The organism is Pandoraea fibrosis, from assembly GCF_000807775.2.
GTDB classification, from domain to species: domain Bacteria; phylum Pseudomonadota; class Gammaproteobacteria; order Burkholderiales; family Burkholderiaceae; genus Pandoraea; species Pandoraea fibrosis.
Genome location: NZ_CP047385.1, coordinates 5,203,246 through 5,218,554 on the forward strand (window position 1 = coordinate 5,203,246; position 15,309 = coordinate 5,218,554).

Annotated in this window: 13 protein-coding genes; 2 read left to right on the forward strand and 11 right to left on the reverse strand. The window is 64.0% G+C overall.

The features are described 5' to 3' along the window. Positions 1 to 106: 106 nt before the first annotated feature. The 9 genes from PI93_RS22990 to PI93_RS23030 form a co-directional block, all read right to left on the reverse strand. On the reverse strand, positions 107 to 1,249 hold the full coding sequence (locus PI93_RS22990; protein WP_039372233.1) for a porin: 1,143 nt from the start codon (positions 1,247 to 1,249) through the stop codon (positions 107 to 109). 138 nt (positions 1,250 to 1,387) lie between these two features. Beyond that, positions 1,388 to 2,641, reverse strand: a complete 1,254-nt coding sequence (gene mhpT, locus PI93_RS22995; RefSeq protein ID WP_236105740.1) for a 3-(3-hydroxy-phenyl)propionate transporter MhpT — start codon at positions 2,639 to 2,641, stop codon at positions 1,388 to 1,390. Between the two features lie 301 nt (positions 2,642 to 2,942). Beyond that, positions 2,943 to 3,479 carry a MarR family winged helix-turn-helix transcriptional regulator gene (locus tag PI93_RS23000; RefSeq protein ID WP_039372235.1) on the reverse strand — a complete coding sequence of 179 codons (537 nt, stop codon included), beginning with the start codon at positions 3,477 to 3,479 and terminating at the stop codon, positions 2,943 to 2,945. 163 nt (positions 3,480 to 3,642) lie between these two features. Continuing rightward, on the reverse strand, positions 3,643 to 4,008 hold the full coding sequence (locus PI93_RS23005; protein WP_039372237.1) for a response regulator: 366 nt from the start codon (positions 4,006 to 4,008) through the stop codon (positions 3,643 to 3,645). Positions 4,009 to 4,055: 47 nt separating this feature from the next. Then, positions 4,056 to 4,697, reverse strand: a complete 642-nt coding sequence (locus PI93_RS23010; protein ID WP_052240781.1) for a chemotaxis protein CheX — start codon at positions 4,695 to 4,697, stop codon at positions 4,056 to 4,058. 29 nt (positions 4,698 to 4,726) lie between these two features. Beyond that, entirely contained in the window at positions 4,727 to 5,296 is a 570-nt protein-coding gene (locus PI93_RS23015; RefSeq protein ID WP_039372239.1) for a hypothetical protein, read from the reverse strand. A 16-nt stretch (positions 5,297 to 5,312) separates the two neighbouring features. Then, entirely contained in the window at positions 5,313 to 6,041 is a 729-nt protein-coding gene (locus PI93_RS23020) for a methyl-accepting chemotaxis protein (protein WP_039372243.1), read from the reverse strand. A gap of 118 nt (positions 6,042 to 6,159) precedes the next feature. Beyond that, complete coding sequence (locus tag PI93_RS23025) at positions 6,160 to 8,583, reverse strand: MCP four helix bundle domain-containing protein (RefSeq protein ID WP_052240782.1); 2,424 nt, start codon at positions 8,581 to 8,583, stop codon at positions 6,160 to 6,162. A 275-nt stretch (positions 8,584 to 8,858) separates the two neighbouring features. Beyond that, entirely contained in the window at positions 8,859 to 9,803 is a 945-nt protein-coding gene (locus PI93_RS23030; protein ID WP_039372245.1) for a LysR family transcriptional regulator, read from the reverse strand. A gap of 124 nt (positions 9,804 to 9,927) precedes the next feature. On the opposite strand from PI93_RS23030, the gene PI93_RS23035 reads away from it, so the two are divergent. Both PI93_RS23035 and PI93_RS23040 read left to right on the forward strand, forming a co-directional pair. Beyond that, positions 9,928 to 11,187, forward strand: coding sequence for a flavin-dependent oxidoreductase (locus PI93_RS23035; protein ID WP_039372246.1), 1,260 nt, complete (start codon positions 9,928 to 9,930; stop codon positions 11,185 to 11,187). A 116-nt stretch (positions 11,188 to 11,303) separates the two neighbouring features. Beyond that, positions 11,304 to 12,662, forward strand: a complete 1,359-nt coding sequence (locus tag PI93_RS23040) for an MFS transporter (protein ID WP_039372248.1) — start codon at positions 11,304 to 11,306, stop codon at positions 12,660 to 12,662. Here the strand turns inward: PI93_RS23040 and PI93_RS23045 are convergent, their stop codons facing one another. After that, the gene (locus PI93_RS23045) at positions 12,663 to 14,300 is read right to left on the reverse strand and encodes a gamma-glutamyltransferase family protein (RefSeq protein ID WP_039372251.1); all 1,638 of its coding nucleotides are present in this window, start codon (positions 14,298 to 14,300) and stop codon (positions 12,663 to 12,665) included. 83 nt (positions 14,301 to 14,383) lie between these two features. Then, positions 14,384 to 15,307, reverse strand: a complete 924-nt coding sequence (locus PI93_RS23050; protein WP_236105739.1) for an ABC transporter permease — start codon at positions 15,305 to 15,307, stop codon at positions 14,384 to 14,386. Positions 15,308 to 15,309: the final 2 nt, after the last annotated feature.

Below are 15,309 nucleotides of genomic sequence, written 5' to 3' on the forward strand. Positions count from 1 at the left end.
CCGCGCGCCGGGAGTGGCGCGCGGTGTTGCCGACACCCACATTTAATATCAGGTAACCTTACATTGCAAGGGCTGTGTTTTCAGTGGAAACCCTTAGCCCGGGAGATCAGAACGTATGACGCATGCCGAGCATCACGCCGGCCTGGCCCTCGCCGACGGGCGGCGTGGTACCGCCACCGCCACCGCTGACCGAGTACGCGGCGTGTGCGCTGTTAAAGAGATAGGCGGCTTGCGCGTAGACCGCCGTGCGCACCGACAGCGAATACGTGGCGCGCAGCGTGGTCATGGTGCCGCGCGTGTTGTGATCGCTGTTGATGATGCGATAGACCTCCCCGTCCACCAGCCATGCAGGCGTGAGGTTGTATGCCGCGCCGAGGTAGAACAGATTCGAGTGCGTGTTGACGGCAGACGTCGAGACACGGCGGCCCAGCCACCCGCCACCGACCTTGAAGGCACCGTACTTGTAATACGCGCCGAGGGTCGTGCGCGCGTCCTTGTCGTTGCTGCTGGTGAAAGCCGACGTGGCTTGCCCGTCGAAGAAGTTGGCTGCGGCATTGGTGCCGCCGCGTTGCTCTTCATACGACGCCGCCACGCCAAAATTGCTCGCGTCGTACTTGAGCATCACCGACCAGTCGCGGCACTGCACCGCCTGCCCCGGGACCTGGCCCGCGCAGGTGCCCTGCCCCGGCGAGTTGCCCGTGCCACCGGAATCGCGGCCAAACGAATAGCCCGCGCCGAAGCTCAGCCCTTGCCAGCCGACCTGATACGTAATCGAATTGTCGGTGCGGGCGTTGGGGATATAGGCGTCGAACGACCCCATGCCGTAGATGTCCGGGCCGAGCACGTCGGAGCCCAGCAGCGCGTAATACGTCATGGTGTATTGCCGGCCCAGCGCGACCGTGCCGTAAGGTCCTTTGACCCCCACGAAGGCCTGACGGCCGAACAGTCGTCCGCCCTGACCGAGATCGCCGCCGCGAATGTTGAAGCCGCTCTCCAACTGGAAAATCGCCGCCAGGCCACCGCCGAGATCTTCCGACCCGCGCAGGCCCCAGCGCGACGGCAACTCGCCCGTCACGCCCGGCATACGCACGACGGCGCCGTTCGGGCTCGCGTGAGAGACGTATTCGATCCCGGTGTCCACAATGCCGTACAGCGTGATATTCGATTGCGCACCGGCGATGCCGGGAACCGCCAGCGCGGCGATTGTGCCGAGGGTTGCGAGCGCACGTGTGCGAGAAGGAAAAGCCATGCGAGTCTCCAGGTTGTTAATGTCGTTATGTGGGTAATTTGCAGCGGCGGGTGCGCACGAAGCGCACAAGAAAAAACGCGACGGGGGCAGCCGAATGCCGTCCGTCGCGTGCAAGCGAGGCCAACCGGTCGATGCAGGTCAGTCAGCCGCGCGGGGACGACGGATCAGCGTGAGTGCAGCCAGCGCAGCCACGACGGTGACGGGAATGCTCGCGCCGATGACCACGGCTGCGCTGCTGCCTACTGCGAGCAACATGCCGGCGGCGAGCGGCCCGACCACCGAGCCGATGCGCCCGATGGCCACGGCGGCGCCCACGCCGGTGCCGCGCATGGCGGTCGGGTAGTAGGCCGCGGCGAGTGCGTAGAGTACGGACTGCCCGCCGATGATGAACATGCCCGCGAAGAATGCCGCCGTGGCGAGTACACCGAAACCTTGCGCGGCGGCCAACCCCACGAGCGACGCGATCATGCCCAGATACATGCCGCCGATCACCAGCGACATGCGCGCGCGATCCATCAGATAGCCCAGCGCGAGCACCCCCACGGCACTACCGACGTTAAAGAGAATCTGCACCCAGCCGATTTCCCCGCGCGCCAGACCGCGCGACCCCATGAGCGAGGGCAGCCAGTTGAGCAGGAAGTACAGCACGATGAGTGTGCAGAAGTAGGACAGCCAGAGCTGGACGGTCGAGATGCCGCGCCCTTCGGAGAACAACACCGACATCATCGGTGCAGGGGTGGCACGCTGGCCTTGCGCCGTCGCCGCGGCAAACGCGCGCGACTCGGGCAGACACCACGCCAGCAACGGCAACAGCAACAGCGGGCCGACACCGCCCACGTAGAAGATGTGACGCCAGTCGGCATCGCTCACTGCCAGCATGCCAATCGTGGCCGCAATGCCCCCACCCAGCGGAATGCCGCAATACATGATGCTCACGGCCGTACCACGCAAGCGCGGCGCCACGGCTTCCGAGGACAGCGCAATCAGGTTCGGCATCGCGCCGCCCAGCCCGATCCCCGTGAGCACGCGCACGATCACCAGCATCCAGAAGTCGGACACGAAGGCGGTGGCAATCGACAACACGCCGAACAGCGCCGCCGAGAGCATCAGCACGCGCTTGCGGCCGATGCTGTCGGCCAGCCGTCCGCCGACCATCGCGCCGGGCAACAGGCCAAACGTGCCGGCAGAAAACGCGATCCCCATTTGCGCGACGCTAAGACCGAACTCCTTCGCCATGCCGCGCGCCGCAACGCCGACCGACTGCAGGTCGAGGCCCTCGAGCAATGCCACCGCAAAGCACAAGGCCAGCGTCAGTACGACCGGACTCGCGCCGCTCGCCCCCTCCGCGCCCAATGGCAGCGCGCGAGCGCCGCCGTCCCGATTCGATTCCATGGTGTCTCCTGTGATCTTCTTGATGGACTTCGGTCACGCCCTCACGGGCGGCACCTGATACGAAGCCAGTCGACGCCGGCGACGACACGCACCGTTCGCGTCAGCACCAATCATTTAATCAGGTAACCTGATATTAAAGACGCAAGTGCGACAGGCACGGCGACGCCGCAAGCGCGGCTCGTCGTTATCGTCTTACCGTGTCACTGGGGTTCGGTCGCGCGTATCTTCGCGTCGACGGACTCCATTAAATATCAAGCTACCTGACAATACAAGCAATCGGCAGGTCGGGACAAACCCGGAGTCAGTCGCGCAGATTCCGCACGAACATTTCGAGATGGCGTTGCACGGCCGCAGCGTCTTCACGGCTCACGTCGGCACGCATGCGCGAGTCGATTTCCTTGGCCACGGCCTCGCATTGGGCGAGTACGCGACGGCCTTCGTCGGTCAGTTGCAACAACACGATGCGGCCGTGATTGGGGTCGGGCTCGCGCGTGATCCACTGGCGCGACGCCATCACGCTCACCACCTCGTTGGCCGACTGCGGGGTGATGAACGAGCGCTGCGCGAGCTGGGCGTTGGAGAGCTTGCCGCGGGCATCAAGCACTGACAGCGCGGTGAACTGGGCCAGCGTCAGCCCCAGCGGGGCGAGGGCTTCCGACATGTGGCGGCGCAGCAATCGATCGAGGCTGGCAATGACATACGTCAGTCGCAGCTTGGAACGGCGCGGACGCGCCTCGGACGTGCCCGACGCTTCGAGCGCTTCACTGTGAGGTTCCGGCGCGAAGGTATCGCGGGACGTTGCGGCGGCTGACTTCTTTTTCTGGGGTACGACGCTCATGGCGAGATGGCGATCAGGCGCACACGATGTGCGCAGATTTTCGCGGGGTGCGGGAAAGTCAGCAGTGTACCGCCGCCGCCGTGCGGTGGCGACGGTCGATCCACGATTCATCCCGACGATGAGCGCCGCGAGCGACTCGCCTCGGCTTGCGCCGGCCAGACGCTCAACTCGCGAGCTTGCGGAACGTCTCCAGCACGGCGTCGCCCTTGAACGGCTTGACGATCCAGCCCTTCACACCGGCGGCCTTGCCACGCTCTTTCATCGCCGGGCTGCTCTCCGTGGTGAGCATCACCACGTTGACGGTCTTGTTCGCGAGTTCGCCGCGAATCTTCTCGACCATCGTCAGTCCGTCCATATTCGGCATGTTCACGTCGCTGATGACCAGCTTGACGCCCGGGCTGGCCTTGATCTTCGCCAGACCGTCCTTGCCGTCCACGGCCGTGTCCACATCCAGGCCGTTCTTGCGCAGGAAACCTGCGACTTCGTCGCGCACGGTACTCGAGTCATCGACCACGAGAATCTTCGACATGGTGTTGTCCTTGTGTGTAAGAGGTAATGGGTAGGCGAGCCGGGGTCTCAGAATATTTCCAGCGCCCCGGTCTCGACGGGCTCGGTCGCGACCTGCGCAGCTTCGCGAAACGCTTCCGGCGACCAGTTCAGACTGAAGACGAAATGCTGATGCAACGTCACGGTCTGTGCGTTGACCGGATCGGTGAGCCGGTAGACGAAGCACAACTGCGGATTGTCGGTACCGAACGAGATGTACTTCTGCTTGTGATTGATCAGCAGCGGCACTTGCACCTGCGCACGGTCGACTGCCAACGGGTCGCCCATGTAGCGATTCTTGAACGCGCCCCAGATCAGATTCGTCAACTCGCCGAGCATGCCGTTGAGTTCGCGAAAGCCTGCCTGGCCTTCGCAACGCCCCGTGTGTTCGAGCAGTTGCATGAACGGCACCTGTTCGGCCTGCATCATCATGTAGCCACGGCACCAGGCACTCTCGAGCGGGATCAGGCTGAAGACTTCGCCAAAGATAATGCGATCGCGCACCACGCTGGGCGGCTCGCAACGCATGGCGATCTCACCGAACAGGCCGCGAAACACGCCGTCGGTAATGTCGATCATGCCGCGCACGAGCGCTTCGGGATATTCGTGCTCGACGCTGTCTTCGAGGATCAAAAACTGGCTGACCGACTCGCGGGGGGTGCTTCGGTTCATTGTCGTCATTTCCTATGGCCTACACCGATTCAAAACATTTCCAGTTCGCCGCTGCTGTCCTGCGTCTCGCTGACCTCGGCGTTGAAGTCGAGCGGCGCATGCGCGCAAATACACAGCGTGGCAGCCAGACGCACCGAGCCGTCGAGCGTGATGTCCCACGACGCCAGATGGTTCGGCTTGAGCTGCATGAGGTGAGGCACGCAGTGCGCACTCAGCACGTATGGGGTCGACATGCCCAGGTCGGGAAAGTAGTTGAGCAGTTCCTGATTGATCGCCCCGCAGCAGAGGTTGCTGATTTCGAGGAACGCTTCGCGGAACGATTTGTTCTGATCGTCGCCGACAAAGTACTGCGTCGTGATGTCGTCCTCGTCGAAATGCAGCACTAGCAGCATGCGAAATCCGATGGAGGAGATCGTGAGCACCGCCACGTTGGCGTGCCGGGCCACCATGTCGACGTCGGCCTCAGAGGCCGCCGAATCCAGCTGACGTACCTTGAGCGGCACCATGTCGCACGCGGCGTCCGGCGAGCGGGCCAGCCGCGTGCGTGCCGCCTTGTGCAGAATGCGTTCGAAACTGTCGCGTGCGTGAGCGCTGATCACAACGAAACCTGTCGGCTTAGTGAAGACGGGAATGCAACTGCTGCGCCAACGACTCGACGCTCGAGAGCGAGGCCGCAATCATCTTGCCGCCCGCCTGAATGTCCTGAAACGTCGCCGTGGTCGTCACGTCGTTGCGATGCAGACTGTCGCGATAACTCTTCGACAATTCCTCGGAGCGCGTGGCGAGCGCGCGCACTTCGCTCGCAACAATGCCGAAGCCGCGTCCGGCGGTTCCCGCGCGCGCGGCTTCGATGGACGCGTTGAGCGACACGATCAACACATGACGGACAATCGACGCCAGTTCATGATTCTTCGCGTGCATGTCCTGGTTCTGCGTCATGAGCGAAATCATCTGCTCGTGCCAACGCTCGAACGTTGCCGCCAACCCTCGCAGGCGAGCGGCCTCGCCGGCAATGCGCTCTGCCTCGGCCTGCCAGAGACCCTTCGCTTCGAGCACGGCCGCTTCCGACTTGCGCGCCCCCTGCAAATCCAGTTCGGCTTGCGCGAGACGCGCTTGCAGTGCAGCAATCGCCTCCTCGTGCATCTGGACCGCTTCCTGTTGGCTGGCGACTGCCAAACGCTCACGTTCGAGGGCTTGCTCCAGCGCTTCGTCGTGCGTTTTCGTGAGCGCGCGCCAGTGCGCCGTGGCCTGCGCCATGCGCCAGCGGTGCGCGACGAACGCCACGACACCCGCCCCGATCACGCCGGCGAGCCCCCCTGCCAACAGCCATTCCACTGCTTCCATACCTCATTCGTCTCCGAAAGCGGCACGGCGGCGGCAGACCCGCGGGGCCTGCGCCGCCTTGCCCATCGTGCTTGCTATGCCAAACGGTGCGACCCAGCCTCAACCCTTTCAACCCTTCTCAGACCTTGTCGGCCTGCGACAAACCGCCATGTGAGGCGGAGCGCTCGCCGGCGTCGATGGCCGGGAGGTCGACGGCATCGGCCGCCACGCTGTTCAGGTCGAAGCCGTCGACCACGAGGTTGTCGGGCAGACACACCACCGTCTGGAACTGACGGAACTCGGCGCCCTTTCGCTCGTCGGTGAAGCGCAGTTCGATGCGGCCGTGTTCGCGGCGCACGAAGTCCTGCACTGCGTCCATGCCCACGCCGCGCCCCGACACCTCGGTGACCTGCGCCGCCGTGGAGAAGCCCGGACGGAAGATGAACTGGGCAATCTGCTCGTCCGTCACATACGTCTCGGCCGTAATCCAGCCACGCTGCACGGCGATGTTGCGAATACGATGCAACGCGAGTCCGCGGCCATCGTCCGTGAGCGTGACTTGCAGCATGTTGTGATCGAGGCCAACTTCGATGTCGATGGTGCCTGCGGCCGGCTTGCCCTTCGCACGGCGCTCGTCTGCCCCTTCCAACCCGTGATCCATCGAATTGCGCAGCAAGTGCATGAACACGTCGCGCAGAATTCGCACGGCCGGCGAGCGCAGGCGGTAGCCGTTGTCGTCGATCCGCACGGCAGGGGCCGGCTTGCCAAGTTCGGCAGCGAGCGACGGCAGCGAGTCCAGAACACCACCCAGCGCTTCGCCCACGCCTTCGGTGCCCAGCAGACGCAACGTCTGGTGAACGGCGTCGCGCATGGCCACCAGTTGCATCGGATCGTTCGGGTCGGCCGCTTCGAGCATGCGCAGGCTGGCGCGAATGTGCGCGCGGTCGACCACCATTGATTGCTCGTCGGCCGTTCTGCCCGGCCCTTTGCGTCCGAGGCTCATCTCGTTGATGTGCGCATAGGTATCGACCGCCTCGCGCACACGCTCCAATTCGCGCATCAGACCGTCCTGATCCCACAGACGGGCGACGTCGGGCTGACGCAGCTCGTGGTAGCGCTGTTCGGTCTCGTGCACCACGTTGGTCAGATATTGCAGGTTGTACGTGCGCGCGTTGCCCTTGATGGTGTGCATGTTGCGGAACAGCTCCGCGATAGCTGCGCTATCTGCTTGCGAATGCTTACGGATAATACGTTCGTTCTCGCGAATGAAATCGGTCGAGCTTTCGATGAAGTGGTGAAACTTCTCCTGACTCACCGCCAGAATCTCGCCGATCATCTCCAGGCGTTGCTTCTGCTCGTTGGCCTCGGCGGCGAGTTCGCGCAGTTCCGTGACATCGCGCACGCATAGCATCAGGCGCAGAATCGTGTCGCTCTCGTCGGTAATCGCCGACCACGTCAGATCGAGTTGCTTGACGCGACCGTCCGGCATGCGCTTGCCGATCTCGCCGACCAGCAGGTGTTCGTTGAACGCGAAGTTGATGGCGTCCTGGCCGATGCAGGCATCGATAGCCGCTTCGACCTGCGAGAGTGCATCCGAGCCCAGATCGCTATCACCGAAGACCAATTCCATGACGGGGCGACCGGCGATGTCCTGCGTCTCGAAGATGGCTTCGAGATAAGCCGAGTATTCGCCGTGCACCTTCGAGCCGTCGATAACCGTCAGAATGCCCTGTTGCATGTTCTGCAACATCGCCTGAATGTCGGCCGTCTTTTGCTTGAGTTGCGCCGAGCGCTCCTGAATCTTCTCGATCATGCCGTTGAACGCCACGATCGAATGCCCAATCTCATCCATGCGGCCGACCGGCACACGGCGGGTGAAGTCCTGGCTATTGGCGATCTCGCTCATCATGGCTTGCATGCGCGACAGCGGACGCGTGATCTGGCGGTACAGCAGTGCGCCGATGGCCGTGAGCAACACGATCGCCAGCCCGGTCACGAGCGCAATCGCCGTCGTGGTCGTGGAGAGCGTGTCGTTGAGCGTGGTGATGGCCGAATCTTTCTGGCGGTTTTTCTCGACGCGCAGCGTATTGACCACGCCTTCGAGTTCGTCGCGATATTGCGCGACCATTGCGAAGAGGAACGCCTGCGCCATCTCCGTCTTGCCCGCCTGCTTGAGTTTGGCGGTATCGTTGATCGCGTTGAAATAGTTCTCGACGCTTTCGCGGGCCTGCGTCACCAATCCCTTCTGCGCGTCGCTCGCGGCACCTTCGGCCTGACGCGCCAGCGACCGGTCGATGTCGCCACGCAGCTTCCTGAGATTCTCGAGCGCCTGCTCCACGACGGTGTCGTCCGGCGCGTAGACCAATGTCATGGTGGCAATTTGCACTGCCTTGACTTGCGAGACGAGATCGGCGGAAGCCAGTGCGCTCGGCACGACGCCTTCCGTAACCTGCCGCACCTTGTGGGCGCTGGCGCGAGTCTGATAGACCGCGTAGCCACCAATGATCGAAAGCGCGACAAACGTCAGGATCACCAATAGCGTTATTCGATGACGGATCGTCATTGCGTCGTTTCCCCGGGTCGCACCGGCGCCCGGTGCCACGCGTGAGTTGACGCAGTAGATCGGCCGCCGAATTAGTTGTAGATTCCTCGTGCGACGTGATTATTGCGGGTGAACTGTGACGATTCGATGAATCAACGCAAGCTTCACGTATCCCGGATGTCGTAACGCCGTGTAGGAATCCGAGAGGAATCAGTGTGTACCAACCCCCACCGCTCCCCCCGGCCAGTCCTCACAGCATCCCCTGACGGCGGCAGGCGATCGTTCACTTCACCGTTTCACCGGGCTTGCGCCATGGCGTCGATCCGTTGCATCGACTCGACTGCCAGCTCGGTGAATTGCCGCCAGAGTTCCGGCTTCGAGCGACCACGCTTCACGATGCGATGAAAGCCCAGGGTGACCTCGGGGTGAGCGAGCACCTCGCAGCGAACCGCACGATGACGGCAGGCGGGAAACGCGAACGTCGGCATGATGGCCGTGCCGAGGCCCGCCTCGGCCATGCCGATCAACGTTTCGAAGCGGCGAAACATGGTGCGCGGTTCATCGGCGCGGCCAATGCGCGCGAGGTGAGTCTCCACCAACTGCTGGATCGGATTGTCCGGCGGCAGGCCGATGAGCACTTCGTCGCGCAGCGCTTCCCACCCCGCGCGAGCGTCATCGTCCGCCCCGGCACCCCGGGTCGCTTTGCGCGGCAGGCGCTTGCCCGCTGCCGAGACCTTCATCAGCCGGAACGACTGCAACAAGGTTCGCTCGATACCGTGCGACGCCTTCGTGAAGAAGCCAAAGCCGATATCGGCCTCGCCCTGCTCCACCAGCCCCTGCACCTGCGCGAGTTCCGCTTCGTGCAACCGCACGTCCACATCGGGATGCGTCGTTCGAAATGCCCCGAACCACTCCGGTATCAGGTGAGACGACACCAGCGGCGTGGCCGCGATGCGCAGTGTCTTGCGCTGCGCCTGCCCGAACGCTGCGATCTGCCCCGCGACGGCATCGAGTTGGCCGACTGCCGCACTCGCCACGGGTAACAATGCCTGCCCGGCCTCCGTGAGCGTCACGCTGCGCGTGGTGCGATCGAACAACCGGCTGCCGAATTGCGTCTCGATCTCCCGCATCATCACCGACAGCCCGGCCTGCGTAATGTGCAGCCGCTCCGCCGCCCGCGTGAAGTTGCCGAGCGTAGCTACGAGCACAAAGGCCTTCAACTGCCGCAGTGAGATGTTCACGAGAGACTCATAAATAATAGATATGAATTCATATGATAATCAAAATTCTCCAATGACTGACGACGCGGTTTAATGGTGCCCATTCCAGAACCATTAGCGCATTGCCGCTCAGGAGACACGCATCATGTCCTCATCGATCGATGTGGCCATCGTCGGCGCCGGCATCGGTGGCCTGACCCTCGCCCTCAGCCTGCACGAGGCCGGCATCGCCTGCCGGGTATACGAGGCCGCGGCGCAGATCCGCCCGCTTGGCGTGGGCGTGAATATCCTGCCGCACGCCTCTCGCGTGCTCGACGGACTCGGTCTGACGCCCGCCCTGCGCGAAGTCGCCGTCACGACCCGTGAATCCGCGTTCTACAACCGCTTCGGTCAGTTCGTCTACAGCGAACCGGCGGGCGAACACGCCGGATATGCGTGGCCGCAGTTCTCCATTCATCGCGGCGATCTGCAAGGGGTGCTGCTGGCCGCCGTGCGCGAGCGCCTTGGTCACGACGCTGTCGTCGAAGGACATCGCTGCACCGGCTTCCAGCAGAACGACGCGGAAGTGACGATCTCGTTCGAAGCGCCCGAAGGCGATACGCGGGCACCCGTCAGGGCACGCCTGCTCATCGCGGCCGACGGCATCCACTCGGTGGTGCGCAAACATTGCTATCCGACCGAGGGCGCGCCACGCTATTCGGGCGTGAACATGTGGCGTGGCAGTGTGGTGCTGCCACCGTTCCTCACCGGGGCGTCGATGGTCCGCGCGGGCTGGCTCTCGGTCGGAAAGATGGTGATCTACCCGATTCGCAACAACGTCGACGGTCGTGGCAATCAACTGGTGAACTGGGTCGCCGAGATCGAGGCGCCCCGGCCCGCGCGGCGCGACTGGAATGGCGTCGGACGCCTGGAAGACTTCTTCCCCGCGTTCGCCGACTGGCATTTCGACTGGCTCGACGTGGCCGGCATGATCGAGTCGACGGAGACCATCCTCGAATACCCGATGGTCGATCAGGACCCGCTGCCGCGCTGGACCTTCGGGCGCGTCACGTTGCTTGGCGACGCGGCGCATCCGATGGTGCCGCGCGGTTCGAACGGCGCCGGGCAGGCGATTCTCGATGCGCCGTGTCTTGCCGCGCAACTGCGCGAACATGGCCTCACCCCCGCCGCGCTCGACGCCTATGAACAGATTCGCGGGAAGGCCACGGCCGACGTCGTGCTGATGAACCGCAAGGCGCCGCCCGACGCCATCCTGCAAACCGTGCATGAACTGAGCGGCGACAAGCCGTTCTCCCGCATCGAGGATGTGATCAGCGCGGCCGACCTCGCAGAGATCTCAAATCGCTACAAAAACGTTGCCGGACTGAATCGCGAATCGCTGAACGCAGCGAGCGCGCCCCGCTAGGCGACGCCGGCGAAGCAACCGAATCAACGCCGACCATGCGTGCGTGCCGCCGGGTGCGCACGCTTTTGCTATTACGACAGAGCCTCGCCAACGAGGCCGTTCATGGAGACACTGTGATGCCCATCCCCCGCATCGATCTGCGCGCGCTCATCGACGAGCGACCCTTTGGCCGATATCAGATATTCGTCACGGCGCTGTGCGCGCTGATCGTCTTTCTCGACGGTTTCGACGCGCAGGCCATCGGCTATGTCGCGCCGGCCATTGTCCATGCGCTGAACATCGAGCGCTCGGCGCTCAGCCCGGTGTTTTCGGCGAGTCTCGTCGGTCTTACGCTCGGTGCGCTCGTCGGTGGCCCGGTATCGGATCGCATCGGACGCCGTCCGGTGCTCATCGCCGGCATGCTGATATTCGGCGCCATGTCGCTGGCCACCGCACTCGCCCAGTCGGTCACGTCGCTGCTCCTGCTGCGGCTCGCCACGGGCATTGGTCTGGGGTGCGTCATGCCGAACGCCATCGCGCTCACCAGCGAGTTCGCCCCCGAACGCGTTCGCTCGACCGCCATCATGGTGATGTTCTGCGGCTTCTCGCTGGGCGCCGCGCTGGGCGGTCTCGCCGCCGCCGGACTGATTCGCGACTTCGGCTGGCCATCCGTTTTCATCGTGGGCGGCGTGCTGCCCCTGCTTGCCGCACTGATCGCGTGGCGCAGTCTGCCGGAGTCGCCGCGTTTTCTCATCGTTCGCGCGAAGGACCCGGCACGTCTGCGACGCGTGCTCCGCAAGCTCGCGCCGGACCTGCCCGCCGATGCGCAGATCGACGGTGGCACCGATCTGCACGCCGCGTCTCGCACGGGCGTGAGCGCACTTTTCGCCGACAAACGCGCACGCATCACCCTGTTGCTCTGGGTGATTTTCTTCATGAGCCTGATGGATCTCTACTTCCTGTCGAGTTGGCTGCCCACCGTGATACACGACGCGGGCATCGCGCTGGATACGGCCGCGCTCATCACATCGATGCTCCAGATCGGCGGTACCCTCGGAACACTCACGCTGGGGCGAGTGTTCGACCGTGTATCGCCGTTCAAGGCGCTCGGCGTGGTCTATCTATGCGCAGCGGGATGTATCGTGCTGGTGGGTCTCGCAGGAACGTCGGTGAACGTGCTGGCCGCGACCATCTTCGGCGCAGGATTCTGCGTGGTGGGCGGGCAGATCGGCGCAAACGCGCTGGCAGCGCGCACCTATCCGACGGCGATTCGCGGCACCGGAGTCGGCTGGGCGCTGGGCATCGGCCGCATCGGCTCCATTGTCGGGCCGATCGTCGGAGGGGTACTGCTGGCCCTGCATTGGGACCCGCAGCATCTGTTCATGATCGCCGCGTTGCCGGTGTTCCTCGCCAGCGTCGCAGCGTTCATGATCAGCGTGGGCGCACGGTACGAAGCGCACCGTGCGGCCCGCGCCGCAGGAGAGGCGAACTCCTGATCAGTAGCCGGCGGCCAGACCGTCGCGGCGGCTATCGCTGGCGGCAACGTAGCCGCGCTCCGGATCGTTGCGATCCAGACGCCAGATGTACTGGCCCGAGCCGAAGTCCATGTACGGGTCGTCGATGGACTTGAGTTGATGGCCCATCGCGACCAGCCCCTCCACCGTTTCGCGGTCGAGCGTCGATTCGATATCGACGGTGAAATCGCGATTGACCTTCCAGCGCGGTGCGTCGCATGCCGCCTGCGGCTGCTGGCCGTAGTCGAGCATCCGCACGATGGATTGCAGATGGCCTTGCGGCTGCATGTCGCCGCCCATCACGCCGAAACTCATCACGGCCTCGTGCTTCCCATCGACCTTCTGCGTGAGGAACGCCGGAATGATCGTGTGGAACGGGCGCTTGCCGCCCTCGACCACGTTGGCCGACTTCGGGTCCATCGAGAAGCCGCAGCCACGATTCTGCAAGGCGATCCCCAGATCGGGCACCACGACACCGGAACCGAAGCCCATGTAGTTCGACTGGATGAAGCTCACCATCATGCCCTGCTCGTCGGCCGACGACAGGTAGATCGTGCCGCCGGATTTCGGCATGCCGAAGTCGAACTGCGATGCGCGCTCGGGGTTGATGAGCTTGGCACGGGCAGTTAGGTAAGCGTCATCGAGCATCTGCTCGGGCGTGACTTCCATCGAACGCGGATCGGCCACATATCGATAGAGATCGGCGAACGCGAGCTTCATCGCTTCGATCTGCAAGTGCTGCGAGTGCACGCGATCGACAGCCAGACGCGACACATCGAACTTCTCGAGAATGCCCAGCGCCATGAGTGCCGCGATGCCCTGCCCGTTCGGCGGAATCTCATGCACGGTGTAGCCGCGATAGTCCTTCTCGATGGGCTTGACCCAGTCGGCACGATAGTTGCGCAGATCGTCGGTCGTCAGGGCGCCGCCATGCTCGCCAGACCACGCGGCGATGCGCTGTGCGATCTCGCCTTCGTAGTAAGCGCGCGGCCCCTGCTCGGCGAGCATGCGCAACGTGCACGCGTGGCCCGGCAGGCGGATCATTTCGCTCGTCGTCGGTGCACGACCGTTCGGCATGAACGTTTGCGCATAGCCCGGCAAATCCTTCAACTCGGGCACGGCCGCCGCCCATTTGCGGGCAACGATATGCGCCACGGCATGGCCGCGCTCCGCAATCTCGATGGCCGGCGCCATGAGATCCGCGAACGGCAATTTGCCGAACTTCGCATGCAAGGCTTCCCAACCGGCGATGACACCGGGCACGGTGGTGGTGTCGACGCCTCGCGTCGGTTGCTTGGCGATGCCATGCTGCTCGCCGTACTTCTTGCGGAAATAGTCGATGTTCCACGCGGCCGGGGCAACGCCCGAGGCGTTCAGGCCGTGCAGTTCCTTGCCGTCCCAGATCAGCGCGAAACAGTCGCCACCGAGGCCGTTGGATACAGGCTCCACGACCGTCATGCAGGCGGCGGCGGCAATGGCCGCGTCGACGGCATTGCCGCCCTGCCACAGGATGCGCAGGCCGGCCTGTGCGGCCAGCGGGTGCGATGTCGACACGATGTTGCGGGCGAACACCGGCAGGCGCGGCGTCGGGTACGGATTCTGCCAATTGAATTGCGTCATGGGACTAACTGTTGACCTCTGTCTCTAATGGTTGGAATGGGCCTGCCGGGTAATTGCCAACGATGACCTCGCGGCTCGCCGCGTTATTGCTCGCGCGGATCGAGCGCGTCTCGCAAGCCGTCGCCCAGCAGGTTGAAACCGAGTACCGTCAGAAAAATCGCGATACCGGGAAAAATGGACATCCAGGGCGCCTGTTCGACAAAGTCCTTGGCCGTATTGAGCATCGAGCCCCACGACGGCAACGGCGGCAATTGCCCCAGCCCCAGAAACGACAGACTCGCCTCGGCAATGATGGCGGTCGCCACCGTCAGGCTCGCCTGCACGATGATCGGCGGCAGCACGTTGGGCAGGATGTAGCGCACGATAATGCGCGTGTCGGTCAGGCCGATGGCGCGCGCGCCTTCGACATACTCCTCTGCCTTGACGGTCAGCGCCTGGGCTCGCGCCAGCCGCACGAAACGCGGCATCGCCGACACGCCGATGGCGATCATCGCATTCGTCAGGCTCGCGCCCAGAAACGCCGCCATCGCAATCGCGAGGATCAGGAACGGAATGGACAACAACGCGTCGGCCAGTCGCGACACGATCGCATCGACCCAACGGCCGAAGTACCCGGCGAGCAACCCCAGCGGCACGCCAACGATCACCGCAATACCGACGGACACCACACCCGCCGCGAGCGACGCCCGCGCACCGAAGATCATGCGCGCGAGCACGTCGCGGCCCAGTTCGTCGGTGCCGAACCAGTGCAGTGCGCTGGGCGCCTGCCGCACGGTCATGAAGCTCGTGGCGATGGGATCGTAGGGTGAGAGCCACGGCGCGAAGATCGCGACGATCACCGCGAACGCCACGATCACCGCGCCCGCGACTGCCGCCCGGTTGCGCGCGAACTTGCGCAGACCGCGATGGCGGCGTTGTGGCAAACGCTCGGTGACGGCCACCGTCGTGGCGGTAGCCGTGCCTTCGGGTACAGACGATGCGGAAGAGGTGGTTGGCAATGCGGCCATGT

What these genes read in the sequence shown, in the direction of transcription:
- PI93_RS23000 (WP_039372235.1), bottom strand. Translation starts at nt 3,479, where the DNA reads ATGAGCGTCGTACCCCAGAAAAAGAAGTCAGCCGCCGCAACGTCCCGC.
- PI93_RS23025 (WP_052240782.1), bottom strand. Translation starts at nt 8,583, where the DNA reads ATGACGATCCGTCATCGAATAACGCTATTGGTGATCCTGACGTTTGTC.
- PI93_RS23005 (WP_039372237.1), bottom strand. Translation starts at nt 4,008, where the DNA reads ATGTCGAAGATTCTCGTGGTCGATGACTCGAGTACCGTGCGCGACGAA.
- mhpT (WP_236105740.1), bottom strand. Translation starts at nt 2,641, where the DNA reads ATGGAATCGAATCGGGACGGCGGCGCTCGCGCGCTGCCATTGGGCGCG.
- PI93_RS23035 (WP_039372246.1), top strand. Translation starts at nt 9,928, where the DNA reads ATGTCCTCATCGATCGATGTGGCCATCGTCGGCGCCGGCATCGGTGGC.
- PI93_RS23040 (WP_039372248.1), top strand. Translation starts at nt 11,304, where the DNA reads ATGCCCATCCCCCGCATCGATCTGCGCGCGCTCATCGACGAGCGACCC.
- PI93_RS22990 (WP_039372233.1), bottom strand. Translation starts at nt 1,249, where the DNA reads ATGGCTTTTCCTTCTCGCACACGTGCGCTCGCAACCCTCGGCACAATC.
- PI93_RS23045 (WP_039372251.1), bottom strand. Translation starts at nt 14,300, where the DNA reads ATGACGCAATTCAATTGGCAGAATCCGTACCCGACGCCGCGCCTGCCG.
- PI93_RS23020 (WP_039372243.1), bottom strand. Translation starts at nt 6,041, where the DNA reads ATGGAAGCAGTGGAATGGCTGTTGGCAGGGGGGCTCGCCGGCGTGATC.
- PI93_RS23010 (WP_052240781.1), bottom strand. Translation starts at nt 4,697, where the DNA reads ATGAACCGAAGCACCCCCCGCGAGTCGGTCAGCCAGTTTTTGATCCTC.
- PI93_RS23050 (WP_236105739.1), bottom strand. Translation starts at nt 15,307, where the DNA reads ATGGCCGCATTGCCAACCACCTCTTCCGCATCGTCTGTACCCGAAGGC.